Origin of the sequence: Pseudomonas violetae, assembly GCF_023072615.1 — a bacterium.
Classification (GTDB): Bacteria; Pseudomonadota; Gammaproteobacteria; order Pseudomonadales; family Pseudomonadaceae; genus Aquipseudomonas; species Aquipseudomonas violetae.
The window spans coordinates 47,282-63,571 of record NZ_JAKNRW010000005.1 but is presented as its reverse complement, the minus strand read 5'-3'; the positions used below and the strand labels follow the sequence as shown (position 1 = coordinate 63,571).

General features: G+C 59.8%; 14 protein-coding genes. 5 read left to right on the top strand and 9 right to left on the bottom strand.

Annotated features, from left to right (window positions below; all coding sequences use genetic code 11):
* Positions 1 to 6 precede the first annotated feature (6 nt).
* The 6 genes from L9059_RS09030 to L9059_RS09005 all read right to left on the bottom strand — a co-directional run bounded on the left by L9059_RS09030 (position 7) and on the right by L9059_RS09005 (position 6,986).
* Complete coding sequence (locus tag L9059_RS09030; protein WP_247290156.1) at positions 7 to 1,662, bottom strand: PqiB family protein; 1,656 nt, start codon at positions 1,660 to 1,662, stop codon at positions 7 to 9.
* Positions 1,643 to 2,299 (bottom strand): paraquat-inducible protein A, encoded by a 657-nt coding sequence (locus tag L9059_RS09025; RefSeq protein WP_247290154.1) that lies wholly within the window; start codon positions 2,297 to 2,299, stop codon positions 1,643 to 1,645. Before L9059_RS09025 ends, L9059_RS09030 begins: the two co-directional genes overlap by 20 nt.
* Positions 2,296 to 2,892 (bottom strand): paraquat-inducible protein A, encoded by a 597-nt coding sequence (locus L9059_RS09020; RefSeq protein WP_247290152.1) that lies wholly within the window; start codon positions 2,890 to 2,892, stop codon positions 2,296 to 2,298. The genes L9059_RS09025 and L9059_RS09020 overlap by 4 nt, the downstream gene beginning before the upstream one ends.
* Positions 2,893 to 3,065: 173 nt before the next feature.
* Positions 3,066 to 4,367, bottom strand: coding sequence for an NAD(P)/FAD-dependent oxidoreductase (locus tag L9059_RS09015; RefSeq protein ID WP_247290150.1), 1,302 nt, complete (start codon positions 4,365 to 4,367; stop codon positions 3,066 to 3,068).
* Positions 4,364 to 5,452, bottom strand: coding sequence for a polyamine ABC transporter substrate-binding protein (locus L9059_RS09010; protein ID WP_247290147.1), 1,089 nt, complete (start codon positions 5,450 to 5,452; stop codon positions 4,364 to 4,366). The genes L9059_RS09015 and L9059_RS09010 overlap by 4 nt, the downstream gene beginning before the upstream one ends.
* 175 nt (positions 5,453 to 5,627) lie before the next feature.
* Positions 5,628 to 6,986, bottom strand: a complete 1,359-nt coding sequence (locus L9059_RS09005; protein ID WP_247290146.1) for a glutamine synthetase family protein — start codon at positions 6,984 to 6,986, stop codon at positions 5,628 to 5,630.
* Positions 6,987 to 7,148: 162 nt separating this feature from the next.
* On the opposite strand from L9059_RS09005, the gene L9059_RS09000 reads away from it, so the two are divergent.
* Positions 7,149 to 8,072, top strand: a complete 924-nt coding sequence (locus tag L9059_RS09000) for a helix-turn-helix domain-containing protein (RefSeq protein ID WP_247290144.1) — start codon at positions 7,149 to 7,151, stop codon at positions 8,070 to 8,072.
* A gap of 90 nt (positions 8,073 to 8,162) precedes the next feature.
* Here the strand turns inward: L9059_RS09000 and L9059_RS08995 are convergent, their stop codons facing one another.
* A complete protein-coding gene (locus L9059_RS08995; protein ID WP_247290142.1) occupies positions 8,163 to 10,550 on the bottom strand; it encodes a DUF3772 domain-containing protein in 2,388 nt (795 codons plus the stop codon).
* A 57-nt stretch (positions 10,551 to 10,607) separates the two neighbouring features.
* Entirely contained in the window at positions 10,608 to 11,261 is a 654-nt protein-coding gene (locus L9059_RS08990) for an MliC family protein (protein ID WP_247290140.1), read from the bottom strand.
* A 393-nt stretch (positions 11,262 to 11,654) separates the two neighbouring features.
* Here L9059_RS08990 and L9059_RS08985 point away from each other — a divergent pair, with 393 nt between their 5' ends.
* Together L9059_RS08985 and L9059_RS08980 are read left to right on the top strand one after the other, a co-directional pair.
* Entirely contained in the window at positions 11,655 to 11,999 is a 345-nt protein-coding gene (locus L9059_RS08985) for a helix-turn-helix domain-containing protein (RefSeq protein ID WP_247290138.1), read from the top strand.
* Complete coding sequence (locus tag L9059_RS08980; protein WP_247290136.1) at positions 11,999 to 13,210, top strand: type II toxin-antitoxin system HipA family toxin; 1,212 nt, start codon at positions 11,999 to 12,001, stop codon at positions 13,208 to 13,210. The genes L9059_RS08985 and L9059_RS08980 overlap by 1 nt, the downstream gene beginning before the upstream one ends.
* A gap of 127 nt (positions 13,211 to 13,337) precedes the next feature.
* Here L9059_RS08980 and L9059_RS08975 read toward each other — a convergent pair whose 3' ends face one another.
* Positions 13,338 to 14,189: a LysR substrate-binding domain-containing protein gene (locus L9059_RS08975; RefSeq protein WP_247290134.1), complete on the bottom strand. Its 852-nt coding sequence runs from the start codon at positions 14,187 to 14,189 to the stop codon at positions 13,338 to 13,340.
* A 134-nt stretch (positions 14,190 to 14,323) separates the two neighbouring features.
* Here L9059_RS08975 and L9059_RS08970 point away from each other — a divergent pair, with 134 nt between their 5' ends.
* Positions 14,324 to 15,376, top strand: coding sequence for an agmatine deiminase family protein (locus L9059_RS08970; RefSeq protein ID WP_247290132.1), 1,053 nt, complete (start codon positions 14,324 to 14,326; stop codon positions 15,374 to 15,376).
* Between the two features lie 4 nt (positions 15,377 to 15,380).
* Positions 15,381 to 16,289 (top strand): N-carbamoylputrescine amidase, encoded by a 909-nt coding sequence (aguB, locus tag L9059_RS08965; RefSeq protein WP_247290130.1) that lies wholly within the window; start codon positions 15,381 to 15,383, stop codon positions 16,287 to 16,289.
* The last annotated feature ends 1 nt before the right edge of the window (position 16,290 follow it).

Genomic DNA, 16,290 nt, shown 5'->3' with positions numbered 1-16,290 from the left:
CTATGGTCATTTGCTCGGCGGCCCTTGCAGGTCGATAGGCGCAGCATTATTAGGGCGGCCGCGAATCAACGATTCGGGGTGGCGTCCCAGGTAATCGGCCAGGTCACGCAAGGAACGCGAGGTACGGCCCAGATCGTCCAGGGTTTCGGAGAGTTTCTCACGCTGCGGCGAGTCCTCGGCCAGCGTCGAGTTGGCCGACTGCAAGGTCTTGCTGACGTCGGCCAAGGTGCTCTGGACGCCGGGCAGGGTCTTGGCATTGAATTGGGTCAGGCCCTTGCGCAATTCGATCAGATTACCATCGAGGTTGTTGGCGATTCTTTCGATCGGCAACTTGTTGATCTTGTCGACCATCGCCTCCAGCTTGCCCTGGATTTCCTCCAGGCTACCCGGAATGGTCGGGATGCTGACGGGACGGGCACTCACATCGAACGCGACCTTCGGCGCCTTCGGATAGAAGTCCAATGCGATGTACAACTGGCCGGTGAGCAGGTTGCCACTGCGAGCCTGGGCACGCAGGCCGTTCTCGACAAAGGTGCCCATCAGGCGTACGCCGGCGACTTCGTCGTTGGGATCGTGGTTCAACGCCTTGAGCATCTTGGTATGGGCCGTGCCGAGACGCTGGGGGTAGATAACGATGCCAACATTCACCGGGAAGGTACGCTTCTGCGGATCGTAATCGAGGTTGACCGAGACCACCCTGCCAAACTCCACGCCGAGGAATTCCACCGGTGCACCGACCTTGAGCCCGCGCAGCGCCTGATCGAAGCGCAGGCTCAGGTACTGCGCCTTGCCATTGGGCGGTGCGAGGGCGGTCTGCTGGTCGGGAAACAGCTCGTAGGCACGTTCTTCTGCGGCGGGTTTGTCTTCAGGGCTGTACTCGGGGGCACGAAAGGCGATCCCGCCGACCAGCATCGAGGACAATGACTCGGTTTTCAGCGCAAAGCCGTTGGCGCCGACACTCACATCAATGCCGCTGGCGTTCCAGAACCGGGTGTTTTCCGTGACATAGGCATCATTAGGCGAGTGGACGAACACGTCAATGTTCACGCCTTTGCCATTAGCGTCCAGGGCATAGGCCACCACCTGACCGACCGGGATCTTGCGGTAATAGACCGGCGAGCCGATGTCCAGCGAGCCGAGGTCTTGGGTGTGCAAGGTGAAGCGCTTGCCCGGTTCGCCATAGGTGATCGGCGGCGGGTTTTCCATGCCCTGGAAATGCTTCGACCGGGTGTTGGCCTGGCCAATGTCGGCACCGATGTAATCGCCGGACAGCAAGGTGTCGATACCCGACACGCCGCCCGCGCCGATGCGCGGTCGCACAACCCAGAATGTCGAGTCTTCACGGGTAAAGCTTTCCGCCTGCTTGGCCAGCTTTACCGTGGCATTGACACTCTTCTGGTCGCCACTGAGTTCTACTTCCGAGACATGGCCGATGACCACGTTGCGGTACTTGACCTCGGTCTTGTTGGCCGTGAGGCCGGCGCCTGTCTTGAACGTGATCGTGATGGTCGGCCCCTCCTGCAGGATGCTGTGCACCACCAGGGAAATGCCCACCAGCACCGCAACGATCGGCACGATCCATACCAGGGAAACGCTGAACCTGCGGGTCTTGATAGGGGCCTGGCCGGGGGGCTGGAGCCCGTCAGTGACTTGCGATTTCATCCATGACCTCCTCGTTATGCGGCTCTTCCCGCGACTCATTCCAGATCAGGCGAGGGTCGAAACTCATCGCCGCCAGCATGGTGAAGACCACCACCAGGCCAAAAAACAGAATCCCCGGCCTCGGCTCGATATCCGCCAGGGCCTGAAACTTCACCAGTGCGGCGACCAGCGCCACGACGATGACGTCGAGCATCGACCAGTAGCCGATCACCTCGACGAATCGATACATTTTCGAGCGTTCCTTGCGAGCCCACAGGCTATTGCGCTGGACGGTCACCAGCAGCAGGGTCAGGGCCACGAACTTGATGCCGGGCACCGCGATGCTGGCGATAAAGATGATCAGAGCAATATCCCAGGCACCGGCTTCCCAGAACTCCAGGACGCCACTCATGATGGTGCTGTCGGCGCCATTGCCGACCATCTTGGTGTTCATCACCGGCAGCAGGTTGGCAGGGATGTAGAACACCAGTGAAGTCAGCAGGAAAGCCCAGGTACGGGTGATCGAGTTGGTCTTGCGTCGGTGCAGCGGCGCGCCACATCGCTCGCAATCATGGGGTTCAAGAGTCATGTCGCACGCCAGGCCGCAAGTGTGGCACAGGCAAAAATTCAATTCGCTCGCCACCGGAGGTCGGCTCATAGGGTGTCCCACAGGTCACGCACGTCGCGCCCGGCGATGCGAATCATCATCAGGCTAAGCACGGCGAGGGCGAACAGGCCAATACCGGGCAGGACGTCTAGCAACCCTGCCAGTTTGATCACGGCGACCATCGCCCCCAGCAGGCAGACTTCCAGCATGCTCCAGGGCCGCAGGGTTTCCAGCCAGCGCATGCAGAGCTTGAAGCCGGGGCAGCGCTGCTGGGAGAAGGCGAAACCGAGTACCCAGATCAGCAGCACCAGTTGGAAGATCGGCGCGATGATCATGGCGATTGCCGCCACCATGGCAATGAAGGTGATGGGGCCTTGACTCAGGGCCAGCACCGAATCCCAGAGCGTGGCACTGTTTTTCAAGCCCTTGAGGCTGATACTCATCACCGGATAAAAATTGGTAAAGACCCACACCACCAGCGCAGTGAGGCTCAACGCCAGGCGCTGTTCAATGGTCAAGCCGTTGTAGCGCTGGAGCACGCCGCCACAACGTGAACACAGGGTTTTCTGATGTTTGGCGAGCGTCGCTTTTTCATAGACGCAATCGCAATGCTCACAGATGATCAACTGGTCAGTCGAGGCCATGGGTCGCGCTCAATAGGAGGCAGTAAAGGCAGAGCACCTCCTCAATATAGAAGTGAGTAGCGATTCAGCAAATCAAAAAACCTGCAGGAACTGCCGAAGGCTGCGATCTTTTGACCTTGATTCTAAAACAAAGGCAAAGATCGCAGCCTGCGGCAGCTCCTACGGGATCGATTTCAACCCAGGATTTCGCGCACTCGATACCACAACATCCCCAGTGCCAGCAGCGGCGAGCGCAGCATCGGGCCGCCGGGGAAGGTCATGTGCGGCACTGCGCTGAATACGTCGAAGCCCTGGCTGTGCCCTGCGTGAATCGCCTCAGCCAGCAGCTTGGCGCACCAGTGAGTCACGTTCAGCCCATGCCCCGAGTAACCCTGGGCATAGAAGACATTCGGGTGCTGGCTCAAGCGACCGACCTGGGGAAAGCGATTGGCGCTGATGCCGATCTTGCCGCCCCATTGGTAATCGATGCGCACATCCGCCAGTTGCGGGAACACGTTGAGCATCTGCGGGCGCATATAAGCGCCGATGTCCGTAGGATCCCGTCCCGAATAATGACAGGCACCGCCAAACAGCAAGCGTCGGTCGGCCGAGAGTCGGTAATAGTCCAGCCCGACCTTCTGGTCACACAACGCCAAGTTGTGGGGGATCAAGGCATTGGCCGCTTCAGCTGTCAGCGGCTCGGTGGCAATGATGTAGCTGCCGGCGGGCAACACCTTGCCACTCAGTTTAGGTTCGAGTTCCTCCAGGTGCGCGTTGCACGCCAGCACCAGCCTGCCCGCACGCACCGTGCCACCGTCGCAGCGAACTTGCACGGTATCGCCATGGATCAACTGCAGCACCGGGCTCTGCTCGAAGATCTGCACGCCGAGGGATGCAGCCAGGCGCGCTTCGCCCAGGATCAGGTTGAGCGGATGCAGATGGCCTGAGCCCATATCCACCAAACCACCGGCATACACCCCGGAGTTCACCACTTCGTGGCGGATCTGCTCGGGCTCTACCAGACGGGTTTCATGGGCGTACCCGGACGCCAAAAGTTGCTGCTGCTCGACCTTGAATGCGCTGAACTGTGCCTGGGTGTTGGCCAGTTCGCAAAAGCCCCAGCGCAGGTCGCAATCAATGGCGTGTTCGCGGATGCGCTGGCCCACCAGCGCCACTGATTCTGTGCCGGCACGTTCCAGATAACGCACGCCATCGGCCCCAACGTGGCGGGCAAAGCCGCTGACGTCATGGCCGATGCCGCGAATCAGTTGCCCGCCATTGCGCCCGCTGGCCCCCCAGCCGATCCGCCGGGCTTCGAGCAGGATGACCGAGAGCCCCCGCTGGGCCAGTTCAATCGCGGTATTGACCCCGGTAAAACCGCCGCCTATTACACACACATCAGCAACCAGGTCTGTGTCCAGGCTCGGGTAGGGGCTCAGTCCCCGGGCCGTAGCGGCGTAGTAAGAGTGCGCATGTTCCTGGGTGTACTGGTTCATTTGTTGGACTTCACTTTGCTCCACGACCGAGTCATCAGGCGCATGATCGCCTGGGGCGGGGTGGTCGAAATATAGAGCTTGTCGAGGACGGCCTGAGGAGGATAGACCTCGGGGTTATTCACCAGCTCCGGGGCCATGAATTGCTTGGCCGGAGGGTTGGGGTTGGCGTAGCCGACCGAGGCGCTGACGTCGGCAATCACGTGCGGGTCGAGCAGGTAATTGATGAAGGCATAGGCTTCTTTCGGGTTGCTCGCGTCGGCTGGAATCGCCAGCAAGTCAAACCACAGGTTGCTGCCTTCCTTGGGGATGGCGTAGGCGATGTTCACCCCGTTCCCGGCTTCCTTGGCGCGGTTGGCCGCCTGGAACACGTCACCCGAATAACCGAAGGCAATGCAAATGTCACCGTTCGCCAGGTCCGACACATACTTGGACGAGTGAAAATAGGTGACATAGGGCCGGATGCTCAGCAACTTGGCTTCGGCTTTTTTGTAATCCTCGGGATTTTCACTACGCGGGTCCATGCCCATGTAGTTGAGGATCGCCGGAAACACTTCGTCCGCAGAATCCATCATCGACACGCCACACTGGCTGAGCTTTTTCAGGTTCTGTGGTTCAAACAGTACGGCCCAGGAGTCGATGTGATCGATGCCCAGCACCTGTTTGACCTTGTCGACGTTGTAACCAATACCGTTTGTACCCCACAGGTAGGGCACGGAATGCTCGTTGCCCGGGTCGTTTTTTTCCAGCAGGGCCAGGAGCTTGGCGTCGAGGTTCTTGTAGTTGGGCAGTTGCGCGCGATCGAGCTTCTGGAACGCGCCGGCTTTTACCTGGCGGGCGAGGAAGTGGTTGGACGGTACCACCACGTCGTAGCCGGTACGACCAGCCAGCAGCTTACCTTCGAGGGTTTCGTTGGAATCGAACACGTCATAGATGACCTTGATCCCGGTTTTCGCCTGGAAGTCGACGAGTGTGGTCTCGCCAATATAATCAGTCCAGTTGTAGACACTGACGGTTGGCTGGGCCTGGGCTATCGCGCTGAAGAGTAAGGCCAGCGTTGCCGGGACCACGGATTTCAATAGACGCATTCGACACCTCTTGGAGTTGTTGGATTTTTGCAGGTGTTTCTCTGGTGTTCTTGCGACCTGATCGCGAGCAGGCTCACTCCCACAGTTGCTCGCATTCCAAAGTGGGAGTGAATGGCTTGCATTTCCCTGTGGGAGCGAGCTTGCCCGCGATGGGGCCTTTGCAGACGACTGATACCTAAACGCTGAACAACAGGAACTCACGCTCCCACGAACTGATCACCCGTTTGAAGTTCTCATGTTCCGCACGCTTCACTGCGACATACCCGCGCACGAATTTGCTGCCCAGGACCTTTTCGATGGTCTGGCACTCTTCCATTTGCGTCAGGGCTTCCTCGATGGTGATCGGCAGGCGCAGGTTGCGTCGTTCATAGGCGCGACCCTCTACTGCGGCGCTGGGCTGCACGCCCTCGATCATGCCCAGATAGCCACATAAGAGGCTGGCGGCAATCGCCAGGTACGGATTGGCATCAGCGCCTGGCAGGCGGTTTTCCACGCGCATCGCCTCGGGGCTCGAGGTCGGTACTCGCAGGCCGACGGTGCGGTTCTCCTCGCCCCATTCGACATTCACCGGGGCGGAGGTGTCCGGCAGAAAGCGGCGGAACGAGTTGACGTTGGGCGCGAACATCGGCAGCACTTTGGGTATGTACTTCTGCAGGCCGCCAATGTGGTGCAAAAACAGCTCGCTCATCTTGCCGTCGGCGTCGACAAAAACCGGCTGGCCGGTGGCAATGTCCACCACACTCTGGTGAATATGCATGGCGCTGCCAGGCTCATCGCCGATGGGCTTGGCCATGAAGGTTGCCGCCACATTGTGCTTTAGCGCCGCTTCGCGCAGGGTGCGCTTGAAGACGGTGATCTGGTCCGCCAGGTCCAGCGCGTCACCGTGACGGAAGTTGATTTCCATCTGCGCCGGGCCGTCTTCGTGAATCAACGTGTCCAGGTCAAGGCCTTGCAGTTCGCACCAGTCGTAGACGTCTTCAAACAGCGGATCAAATTCGTTGGCGGCGTCGATGGAAAACGACTGCCGACCACTTTCCGCACGGCCCGAACGGCCCAGTGGTGCCTTGAGCGGCAAGTCCGGGTCTTCGCAGCGCTGGGTCAGGTAAAACTCCATTTCCGGCGCGACAATCGGTCGCCAGCCTTTTTCGGTGTACAACTGCAGGACTTTTTTCAGTACGTTGCGCGGCGACAGTTCAATGGGATTACCGAACTTGTCGAAGGTGTCATGGATCACGATGGCAGTCGGCTCGATCGCCCACGGCACCAAGTACATCGCGTTGGCGTCGGGTTTGCAGATCATGTCGATATCGGCTGGGTCGAGCAGGTCGTAGTAGATGTCGTCGTCGACAAAGTCCCCGGTCACCGTTTGCAGCAGCACACTTTCCGGCAGGCGCATGCCTCGCTCATGCAGGAACTTATTGGTGGGTGCAATCTTGCCGCGTGCAATGCCGGTCAGATCGCTGACAACGCACTCGACTTCGGTAATCTTGTGATCTTTCAGCCAAGTGAACAGCTGATCGAAAGGGACATTCATACGGACCTCGTTATTGGTTTTATTAACGCCGGGGAGGGCGGTTTCATCCACCACACACTTCCCCTGGGACGCGTTGACGACTATCTTGGGCGAGCCTTGCAGTTCCATCTATCCACTTTCAGCAGCACCAAAACGCACCAAACGAGTGCGTAAGGTCACCCCATGACAGCGTCCAGTCCATTACTAGTCCAAGCGTTCAACACCGAAGATGTGGCCGAACAGATCCGCGCCACACCCGGGTGGGTGCAGCAATACCAGCAGATGTCACCGGGGCATTTCGCCGGGCGCGTGCGTTACCTGGACCTGCAGGGCGTGGAGATTTACGAAGAGCAAATGAACACTCGGGTCGAGCAGAATTTCAGTGCGCCCCAGGGGGCGCTGGCGTTCTGTTTCGATCGCAGTGACAACGCGTTGTACGTGCTCAATGGCGAGAGCCGCAACATCTGGATCACCCCGGAGAATTACCAGGAAATCGCCGTGGTGTTCGGAGCGGACTTCGTGCGGCGCCACGGCCTCAACGTCGCCAGGCTCGAAGGGCTGTTCCTCGCACCGTTGAATTCAGGACAGAACGCCTTGTTCAGTCGCTGGCTCAGCAGCACCTTGACCCAGTTGGCACAGACCCTCGACCCGCCGAGCAATGAAGCCTTGACCCAACAGTTGCTCGAGGACTGCCTGTACCTGCTCGACAATGCCAGTGTGTGCCTGGACCACGGCGGCCTGCAGCGCCGCACCGAGGAGCGGGCGGTGATGAAACGCATTGGTGAATGGGCAGCGGACTCGCCGGAGGAAACCCTCAACCTGCTGGAGCTTGCCCAGGTCGCCGGGGTGTCGTTACGCCAGGTCCAGCACGCGTTCAAGGCTTACACCGGCATGACCCCGACCCACTGGTTGCGCTTGCGCCGACTGAACAGCGCACACCGCGAACTGCTTGGCCGCACCCCCATGGAAACCACCGTGGCCGAGGTGGCAATGAAGTGGTCGTTCTGGCATCTGGGGCGGTTTTCCAGCAGCTACCGAACGTTGTTCAAGGAACTGCCGAGCGAGACGCTCAAACGCAGTGGCCGTAACCACCGCGCAACTAGTTAATTCTGCGTGTAACAGTTCCTGTGGCGAGGGAGCTTGCTCCCGCTGGACTGCGCAGCAGGCCCATTTGCCAGGGGCAAATCTTTATCTCAATCAGACTGACGGTGCAGGTGTGGCCAATGCGATTTCCGCCGCACCCAACCGCTTCAGGATCTCGAACAACAGATCACTTTTGGTCGCGCCGACAATCCTCGGGCTGCTGACGTAGCCCGTGACCGTCAGCGTAATACCCTCGGGGCTGAGCTTGCTGAAACGCACCATTGGCGCGGGTTTGTCGAGGATGGTTTCGTGCTCGCAGTAGGTGTCATACAACAGGTTTCTCACTTGCTCGGGGTCGATGTTCAGCGGGAAGGTCAGCTCCAGGCTGGCCACCCCCTGCGCGCTACCGCCCAGTGTCACGTTACGCAGGTTTTGCGAGATCAGCTGCGAGTTGGGGACGATGACAATGGAGCGGTCGCTGAGCTGAATTTCCGTGGCCCGCACGTTGATCCGGCGAATATCGCCTTCGACTCCGCTGATACTGATCAGGTCACCCACCTTCACTGGGCGCTCGGTGAGCAGGATCAGGCCGGAAACGAAGTTCTTCACGATCTCCTGCAAGCCGAAGCCGATGCCCACCGACAGGGCGCTGACGATCCACGCCAGGTTGGTCCACTTGATCCCCAGTGACGACAGCGTCAACAGAATCACCAACGCGTAGCCAATATTGGCAAATAGCGTGCTGAGGGACGCACACATGCCCGGATCCATGTTGGTCTTGGGCAAGAACTCGTTATCCAGCCAGCGGCGCAACGAGCGAATCAGGTAGATGCCAATCAGCAGCGCCAGTACCGCGTTGAGTAAATGAGCCGGAACCACGTTGAGTTTGCGCAAGCCATCGCCACCGAGGATGGCCATGGCCTGGCTGAACAACTGTCCCAGCGTGACCCCTACGCCACCGACAAACATCGAAATGATCGCCAGCAACAGCAACACGGCGCGGCCCACGCCGGACAACACGACAGAAATTTGCTCGAGGCGCGTATCACCGATACCAAGCAATTGTTTGAGCGCCTTGCCGCTCGGGTTCTTGGCGCAGAACAGGTATTCACAGCTATCCTTGAGCAGCTGGATGAGCAGATAGAAGCCGGACAGGACGAGGAATCCCCAGACCAGCTCATAGGTGATGAAGCGTGCCAGGGAGACATAACCGATCAGCAGGGCGAACAGTGAAATGACCATGGCCACGGTGGCGGCGCAATAGACCAGCCCGGCCAGCGTGGTACTGGCCTCTGGTGCGTCGCCGCCCAGCGCCACGGCCCTGCGCGCTTTACTGGCACGGCGGAACAGCATCGCGAACAGCAATGTGACAATCAGGGCAATCACGCCGCGCCCCAGCAATATGGCCGAGGAACTCATGCCGCTGACATTGGCGATTTGCGCCAGGCCGACCAATACCAGCAGGATACAGGCCAACATTCTTGGAAAAGGTTCGAGGGCGTGGGCCACGGGATCTGAGATTGTCGGCAGCCGCCATGACGGATGCGCGGTCGACAATAACGCGCGGCTCAGCCCGGTAATCATCACGCACAGATAGATCAGCTTTTCAAACTCGTCGGCGAAACTCTGCAGCATCGGCGTCAGCGGTAATTGGCGGGTGAGTGCATAGAACAGCAGCTGCATGGCCAGCGCGGCGGTCAACACTGTGGCGATCACCGAAGCCAGGGCAAGCGAACTGCGACGCAGACGTCCCTCAGGCATGCAGTGAATACACAGCCAGGTCAATCCGCGATCGGCAACACTGCGGCCCCCGGTCCAGATAGACAGTGCAAGCACCACCAACAGTACGTTAACCAGACGATTCCCGGGTTGCCAGGCGACTGCAACAGCGTCTTGGACCTGGTCGACGAATTCGCTCAAACGCCGGCGATCCTCACTGTCCGGGTTGAACAACGGTGACCAAAACGTCGGCCCCAGAATGCTGGCGCTGCGCAGCGTGACCTCGATTTCCAGAAGACTGCGGCGTATGCCGGCGATCTGCGGAATGAGACCGGCTGCGCTGCTCCTGAGCTCTGTCAGTGTGGTGAGGTTGGCATCGACCCGGCGCTTCTGCTCGGACAGGTAGGCGCGTTGCGTGGCGATCTCCGACTTCTGCGCGCTGGCTTCGACCGGCGACAGCGGCCCCAGCACATCCAGTTGCGCCTGGAGCTGCTTCTGCTCGGGCAGCAGCGCTGACTGCAGGGTATCGATGTCGTTGATATACAGCTGCACCGAATCCTGCAGGCCGACCATCAGGCTCAGGTTATTCGCTTGCGAGACCTGCTGTTTGATGCGATCCAGTCGGATCTGCAGGCCCTGCAGGTCGCTCTGTGACACCGCAAAAGATGAAGTACCCGGACCCACGGAGATCAAAGTCGGTGCCTCAGCAGCCCAAAGCACTGCGGTGCTGGCATGAAACAGCATGACTGTGCTGAACACAATCCACTTCAATGCATCGCCCATAGACGCGTCCCACCCCCGCTTTCTGATGTAGATGGCGCAGCCTGCGTCACCCGTCGATCACCCCGTTGGCTCCATTCGACAGCGCAGGGTCCCGGAGCCCGGCTTCTGGAACAGCACATCATCCCCTGTTTGCGAAAAACTGTAGTAACCACTGTTGTCCTTGCCGCTGTAACGCAGCCCAGTCCGCGCAGGCTCCTGGTTCAGCGTGATCGACGTGTTGGCCCATCGCAGGTAAACAACGCCAGGTTCGGCATTGAAATAGGTGGCGGCGATCAGCGCGTTCAGCCCCGCACACCGAATCGCCAGGGGGCCTTGAGTCAGGCGGTCCGGGTCCTTGGTCCTGACGATGGCCGAGCCCTGGCGCAACTGATGGGCGCGTTCGGCATAGCGACCCACCGCGCACACCTTGGGATCAGCCTCGGTGAAGCAATGATTGCGCGTCAGCATCCAGACTTTCTGGTCGGTGATGACTTTTTCCGGGCGCGGAACCGAGCGTTCGTCCGTGAGCGCCAGGCGATACAGGCGGTTCAGTTCACGGTCCATTCGCGCCAGTTGCGCATCGCGACAGATCAGCTTTTCCACCGGTGCCGTCGCGATGGTGCAGTCGAAACTGGTCTTGAACAGTGGGGCAGGGGTGGCCGCTCTGGCGCAAAGGCTCGTCGCCGCGCTGGCGGCGAGCAGACAGGTGCAGATACCCGGGAGCGTTTTCATGATAGATCCAGTTTAATTGGAGATCGGCATCACCAGGCGTTCCAGCCTGCCGGACGATGCTTGGCACGGGGTTTCTCATTCCATGATCGAACAGGTGCTCGCGCAGACTTTTATAGTAGACACAGACTGCGAAGGCCGCAGGGCAAGTGCTCTATGACCCTTGCCGGGAGTAGCAGGGTTCCAGTGGAGCGCTGCACGAAGGTGACCTGAAAGGCCGTCTACCTGAGCCCTTTGAGGAGGATATTTTCAAGCAAGACAGGACAATTTAATATCTACATGAATACGTATAAAATACTTTAAAGCTAAGCTGCGTGAGCCTTATATTGTTAATAAACTTTATAAAACGTGATAGGGTGAACCTTATTAAAATTAATCCTCCGCCAGAGGCGTGTTATGAACGAGTTTTTTCCGGTTGCCTGCGCTGATACCCTCGCGAGAATAGGCCTCTTGGTCAAATCCAGGCGTCTGGCACTCGGCTTGCGACAAGCGGATATCAAATTGGCTTTGGGGATTTCCGAGCACATCCTGCGCAAGATCGAGAATGGCTCGGAGTCAGTGGATCTGCGTTCATTCATGCTGGTGCTGTGGCGCCTGGGCATAAACGAGACGGTCTTTGCCTCACTGGACGGGGTGGAAACCACGTCGCAGGTCACCCGTTATGTCACTGATGCAGATGCCTACCAGAGCATCGCCTCGAGGCGGGTACGCCTGCCAAAAGCCAAAGCGCAGGAGTTCTGATGTCTCGTGCCTACATTTACATGGAGCACCCGGACACTGGTGAACTGCTGACCCTGGGCCGGGTATCGCTGCAAGGCAAATTCGGTGAGTTCATTTATGCCCCTGACTACGTCGAACGCGGTGGCTGGGTGCCTGATCCGATCAACTACCCCTTACGCACCGAAGCCTATACCGGCATCAGCAAAAACCGTGGCATTCCCGGCTTCATCAATGACGCGATGCCGGACGGTTGGGGCGAGCGCCTGCTGCAGCGCGCATACGGACAGGTGCTGGCACCTATTGATTTCCTCCTCAAGTCGCCGAACAACGACCGGGTCGGTAACCTCCTGGCCGGCACCGCGACCGTGCCCGCACCTGGCTTGGGAGAAGGACCGGTGCCCACGCTGAAAGGGCTGGGGAAGTTCATTGAGGCTTGCGAAGCGGTATACGACGGTCAGCTTGATGAACAGTCGATCGCCATGCTCAACATCCGCCAGCAGCGCTCGTCACTGGGTGGTGCACGACCCAAGCGCACGTTGCAGGACGGCGGAATGCTGATCCTGGCCAAGCCCCGCGACCGGTTCGACCTCTATGATTTTCCCGCGATCGAATACGCCTGCATGACCTTTGCCGCGTCGAAAGGCTTGAACGTGGCCAACACCGCCTTGTATGCCCAATCGCCTTCTACGCTGTTGATCGAGCGTTTCGACCGAACCCCACTGGCCGACGGCGCACGGCGCATCCCGATGCTCAGCGCGCTGACCCTGCTGGATTCCGAATGGAACGAGCAGTATCACCGTGATTGGCGCTACGCCTCGGTAGCCGATGAAATGCGCCGGCGGGGCGTACCCGACGGCGATCTGCAAGAGCTGTTCAAACGCATGTGCTACAACGCCCTGGTGGGTAACTGCGACGACCATCCGCGCAACCACTCGATCATCTGGATCGGCGGGCAGTGGCGCCTGTCACCGATGTACGACGTATTGCCGATTGTCGATGAAGGTCCTGCCCAGACCCTGTCCATGGCCGCAGGCCGGGACGGCACCAGTATCAGCCGCGTCAACCTGCTCAGCCACCATGCCCACTTCGCTCTGACCCGCGACCATGCCGAGCACATGCTTGATGAAGTCATCGGCTGGGAGGAGGAACTCAAGGATTATTACGCCACCTGTCTGCGCGGCGAAGAACTGGTTATGTCTAGCGCAGCGGTCAGTACCCAGCGAATGAGGTAGCCACTGGGGGGGGGGGGATGGGGCCACAATCTGCGAGCAACCTGTGGAGCAAGGCTTGCCCGCGATAGCACAGTGTCAGCCAACAGAGTTACCCGCCTGGCAACCCCGATCGTCAGCAAGCCAGCTCCTATAAATTGGCCTGCAACCACTCTACAAAACTGCGCGCCAACGGGTTGTTTTCACTGTCCCTGTGGGTCAACAACGCCCAGTTCGGCCCCCGAATAGTGTCCTCCACCAAAGGCGCCAACAACCCACCATCGCGCGCGTTCCGGCTCAGCAGCTGACTGACCAGCGCAATGCCAAGCCCTGCACACGCCGCGTCCAGCAATAATCCGGGATCGGAAAAATTCAGCCCCTGATCCCGCTGCCCCACGTCAATGCCGGCCTCTACGGCCCAATGACTCCAGTCCATCTCCCGCTCGCCATGCAGAGTCGTGCGCTGCTCAGGCGGCACCGCCAGCAGGCCCGGATGACACGCCGGATACAGGCGATCGGCATGCAACACCTTGAAGCTGCACTCGGCCTGGGAGCTGATGTCATCGCGCACGGCGAGGTCGATGGTTTGGGTGGTCATGTCCGGCACTTCATTGGTGCTGAAAATCCACAGGTCGACTTCTGGATGCCGACGCCGAAAATCCCCCAGGCGCGGCAGCAGCCAGTGCCGGGCAAAGGTTGGCGTGGTGTTGAGCACCAGTTGATTGGGTTTCTGATATTGCCCGAGACGGCGAATGCCAACCGCCAGTTGTTGCAGTAACGCCTGGGTGGTACTGAGCAAATCTTGACCGGCATCCGTCAGGCTGACACTGCGCCCACTGCGAAAAAACAGCGGCTGTTCCAGGTAGGCCTCCAGCGTGCGGATCTGCTGACTGATCGCCGACTGGGTCAGGTGCAGCTCATCGGCCGCCTTGTGAAAACTGCCCAGCCGAGCTGCGGCTTCAAAGCCGCGAAGCGTACCGAGCGGGGGCCAGTGCTTGAGCATATTGATAAGCTCCTCTAATCACTTATCCACAAAATCCATCGTTTGTTAGCCCGTAATCACGACCGTAGCATGCATGCCAGGGCCAAGAATGCAGTTTTCATTGAACACAATGACTTAACTAAGGGGTTTATAGCATGCAGCACGATGATCGTAGGAACAGTGGCTGGCAGATGCCAGCGGAGTGGGTCAAGCACGCCGCGACCTGGATGGTCTGGCCGCACAATCAGGCGCTGTGGGAGTCAAGCTGGGGCGTCACGTTGGCGATGGTGCAAACCGATTTCGCCCGGGTGGCCAACGCCATCGCGCGCTTCGAGCCGGTGAACATGGTGGTCGATCCGTCTGCTGTCGCCAGTGCCAAGGCACTCTGCGGCCCCAACATCGAATTCATTGAATTGGCGGTCAACGACAGCTGGTGCCGCGACTCTGGCCCAAGCTTCGTCTGCCATCCGCAACAGGGCCTGGCCGGGGTCAGTTGGCGGTTCAATGCCTGGGGCGGCAAGTCGGCCCACGACCTCGACGAAACCCTGGCGCGCCGGGCACTTGAGCGTCTAGGCGTGCAGTTTTTCGGCACGACGCTGAGTAACGAAGGCGGGGCGATCCATGTCGACGGCGAGGGCACGCTGATCACCACTGAGTCGGTACTGCTCAATCCCAATCGCAATCCCGGGGTGACCAAGGCCGAGATCGAAGAGATCTTCACCCGCCTGCTGGGTGTGAAAAAAACTATCTGGCTACCCGGTGACCCGGACCACGTGACGGGCGATATGACGGACGGCCACGTCGACGGCGTCTGCGCCTTCGCCCATCCTGGCGTTCTGCTGGTAGATGCGACCCACGACACCGGCTCGCCGTACGCCGAAGTCGCCCGGGAAAACCGCCGCGCGTTGGAACTGGCCACCGATGCCCACGGGCGCAGTTTCGAACTGATCGAGCTGTACGAAGCCACTGATGCCGTGGACACCGAAGCTGAAGTGTTCTGTGCCTCCTACACCAATTTCTACATCGCGAACAACGCGATCATCATGCCGGCCTATGGCATCGACGCCGACAACGTCGCGGCCGGGGTATTGGCCCAGGCATTCCCGGGTCGCGAAGTGGTACCGGTGCGCATCAACAACCTGGCGCACGGCGGTGGCGGGGTGCATTGCATCACCCAGCAGCAACCGGCCTGGCCAGTACAGGGGTGATGCCATGACACTATTAACCATCGCGACCACGCAGATGCCCTGCACCTGGGATTTGCCGAGCAACCTCGATCGAGCCGAACGCCTCGTACGTGAAGCAGCAGCGAAGGGCGCCCAGGTCATTCTGCTGCAGGAACTGTTTGCCACGCCATATTTCTGCATCGAACAAAGCCATAAACACCTGGCGCTGGCCGAAGAGTTTCAGGCCAGCCATCTGCTCAAACGGTTCGCCGCGCTGGCCAGGGAGCTCGGGGTGGTGCTGCCGCTAAGCTGGTTCGAGAGGGCCGGTAATGCCTGCTTCAATTCCCTGGCCGTGGCCGATGCCGATGGGCGCTTGCTGGGGGTGTATCGCAAAACCCATATCCCCAACGCCATCGGCTATCAGGAGAAGGAATACTTCAGCCCCGGCGACACCGGCTTCCAGGCCTGGGACACGGCATTCGGGCGCATCGGCGTCGGCATTTGCTGGGACCAGTGGTTCCCCGAGACGGCTCGCTGCCTGGCGCTGATGGGCGCCGAAATCCTGTTGTTTCCAACCGCTATCGGCTCCGAGCCTGGTTGCGAAACCCTGGATTCGCGCGACCACTGGCAGATGACCATGCGTGGCCACGCAGCTGCGAACCTGCTGCCGGTAGTCGCCGCCAACCGCGTCGGCAGGGAAGTGGCGACCACCGCCCCCTCCCTGCAAATGAGCTTCTACGGTTCGTCCTTCATCTGTGACCACAAGGGCAAGCTGCTGGCCGAGGCCGACCGCGACAGCACCGGTGTGCTGGTCCAACGGCTCGACCTCGGCGCGATGCGTGAAGAGCGCCTGAGCTGGGGCATCTACCGCGACCGGCGCCCTGAGATGTACGGGGCGCTGCTGAGCCAGGACGGTCGTCATCTTCATGCACGCTGGAATACTGGAGGAGTCTGAC

Excerpts from the sequence above, each read along its gene's own strand:
- L9059_RS09030 (WP_247290156.1), bottom strand. The coding sequence starts at position 1,662 with ATGAAATCGCAAGTCACTGACGGGCTCCAGCCCCCCGGCCAGGCCCCT.
- L9059_RS09025 (WP_247290154.1), bottom strand. The coding sequence starts at position 2,299 with ATGAGCCGACCTCCGGTGGCGAGCGAATTGAATTTTTGCCTGTGCCAC.
- L9059_RS09020 (WP_247290152.1), bottom strand. The coding sequence starts at position 2,892 with ATGGCCTCGACTGACCAGTTGATCATCTGTGAGCATTGCGATTGCGTC.
- L9059_RS09015 (WP_247290150.1), bottom strand. The coding sequence starts at position 4,367 with ATGAACCAGTACACCCAGGAACATGCGCACTCTTACTACGCCGCTACG.
- L9059_RS09010 (WP_247290147.1), bottom strand. The coding sequence starts at position 5,452 with ATGCGTCTATTGAAATCCGTGGTCCCGGCAACGCTGGCCTTACTCTTC.
- L9059_RS09005 (WP_247290146.1), bottom strand. The coding sequence starts at position 6,986 with ATGAATGTCCCTTTCGATCAGCTGTTCACTTGGCTGAAAGATCACAAG.
- L9059_RS09000 (WP_247290144.1), top strand. The coding sequence starts at position 7,149 with ATGACAGCGTCCAGTCCATTACTAGTCCAAGCGTTCAACACCGAAGAT.
- L9059_RS08995 (WP_247290142.1), bottom strand. The coding sequence starts at position 10,550 with ATGGGCGATGCATTGAAGTGGATTGTGTTCAGCACAGTCATGCTGTTT.
- L9059_RS08990 (WP_247290140.1), bottom strand. The coding sequence starts at position 11,261 with ATGAAAACGCTCCCGGGTATCTGCACCTGTCTGCTCGCCGCCAGCGCG.
- L9059_RS08985 (WP_247290138.1), top strand. The coding sequence starts at position 11,655 with ATGAACGAGTTTTTTCCGGTTGCCTGCGCTGATACCCTCGCGAGAATA.
- L9059_RS08980 (WP_247290136.1), top strand. The coding sequence starts at position 11,999 with ATGTCTCGTGCCTACATTTACATGGAGCACCCGGACACTGGTGAACTG.
- L9059_RS08975 (WP_247290134.1), bottom strand. The coding sequence starts at position 14,189 with ATGCTCAAGCACTGGCCCCCGCTCGGTACGCTTCGCGGCTTTGAAGCC.
- L9059_RS08970 (WP_247290132.1), top strand. The coding sequence starts at position 14,324 with ATGCAGCACGATGATCGTAGGAACAGTGGCTGGCAGATGCCAGCGGAG.
- aguB (WP_247290130.1), top strand. The coding sequence starts at position 15,381 with ATGACACTATTAACCATCGCGACCACGCAGATGCCCTGCACCTGGGAT.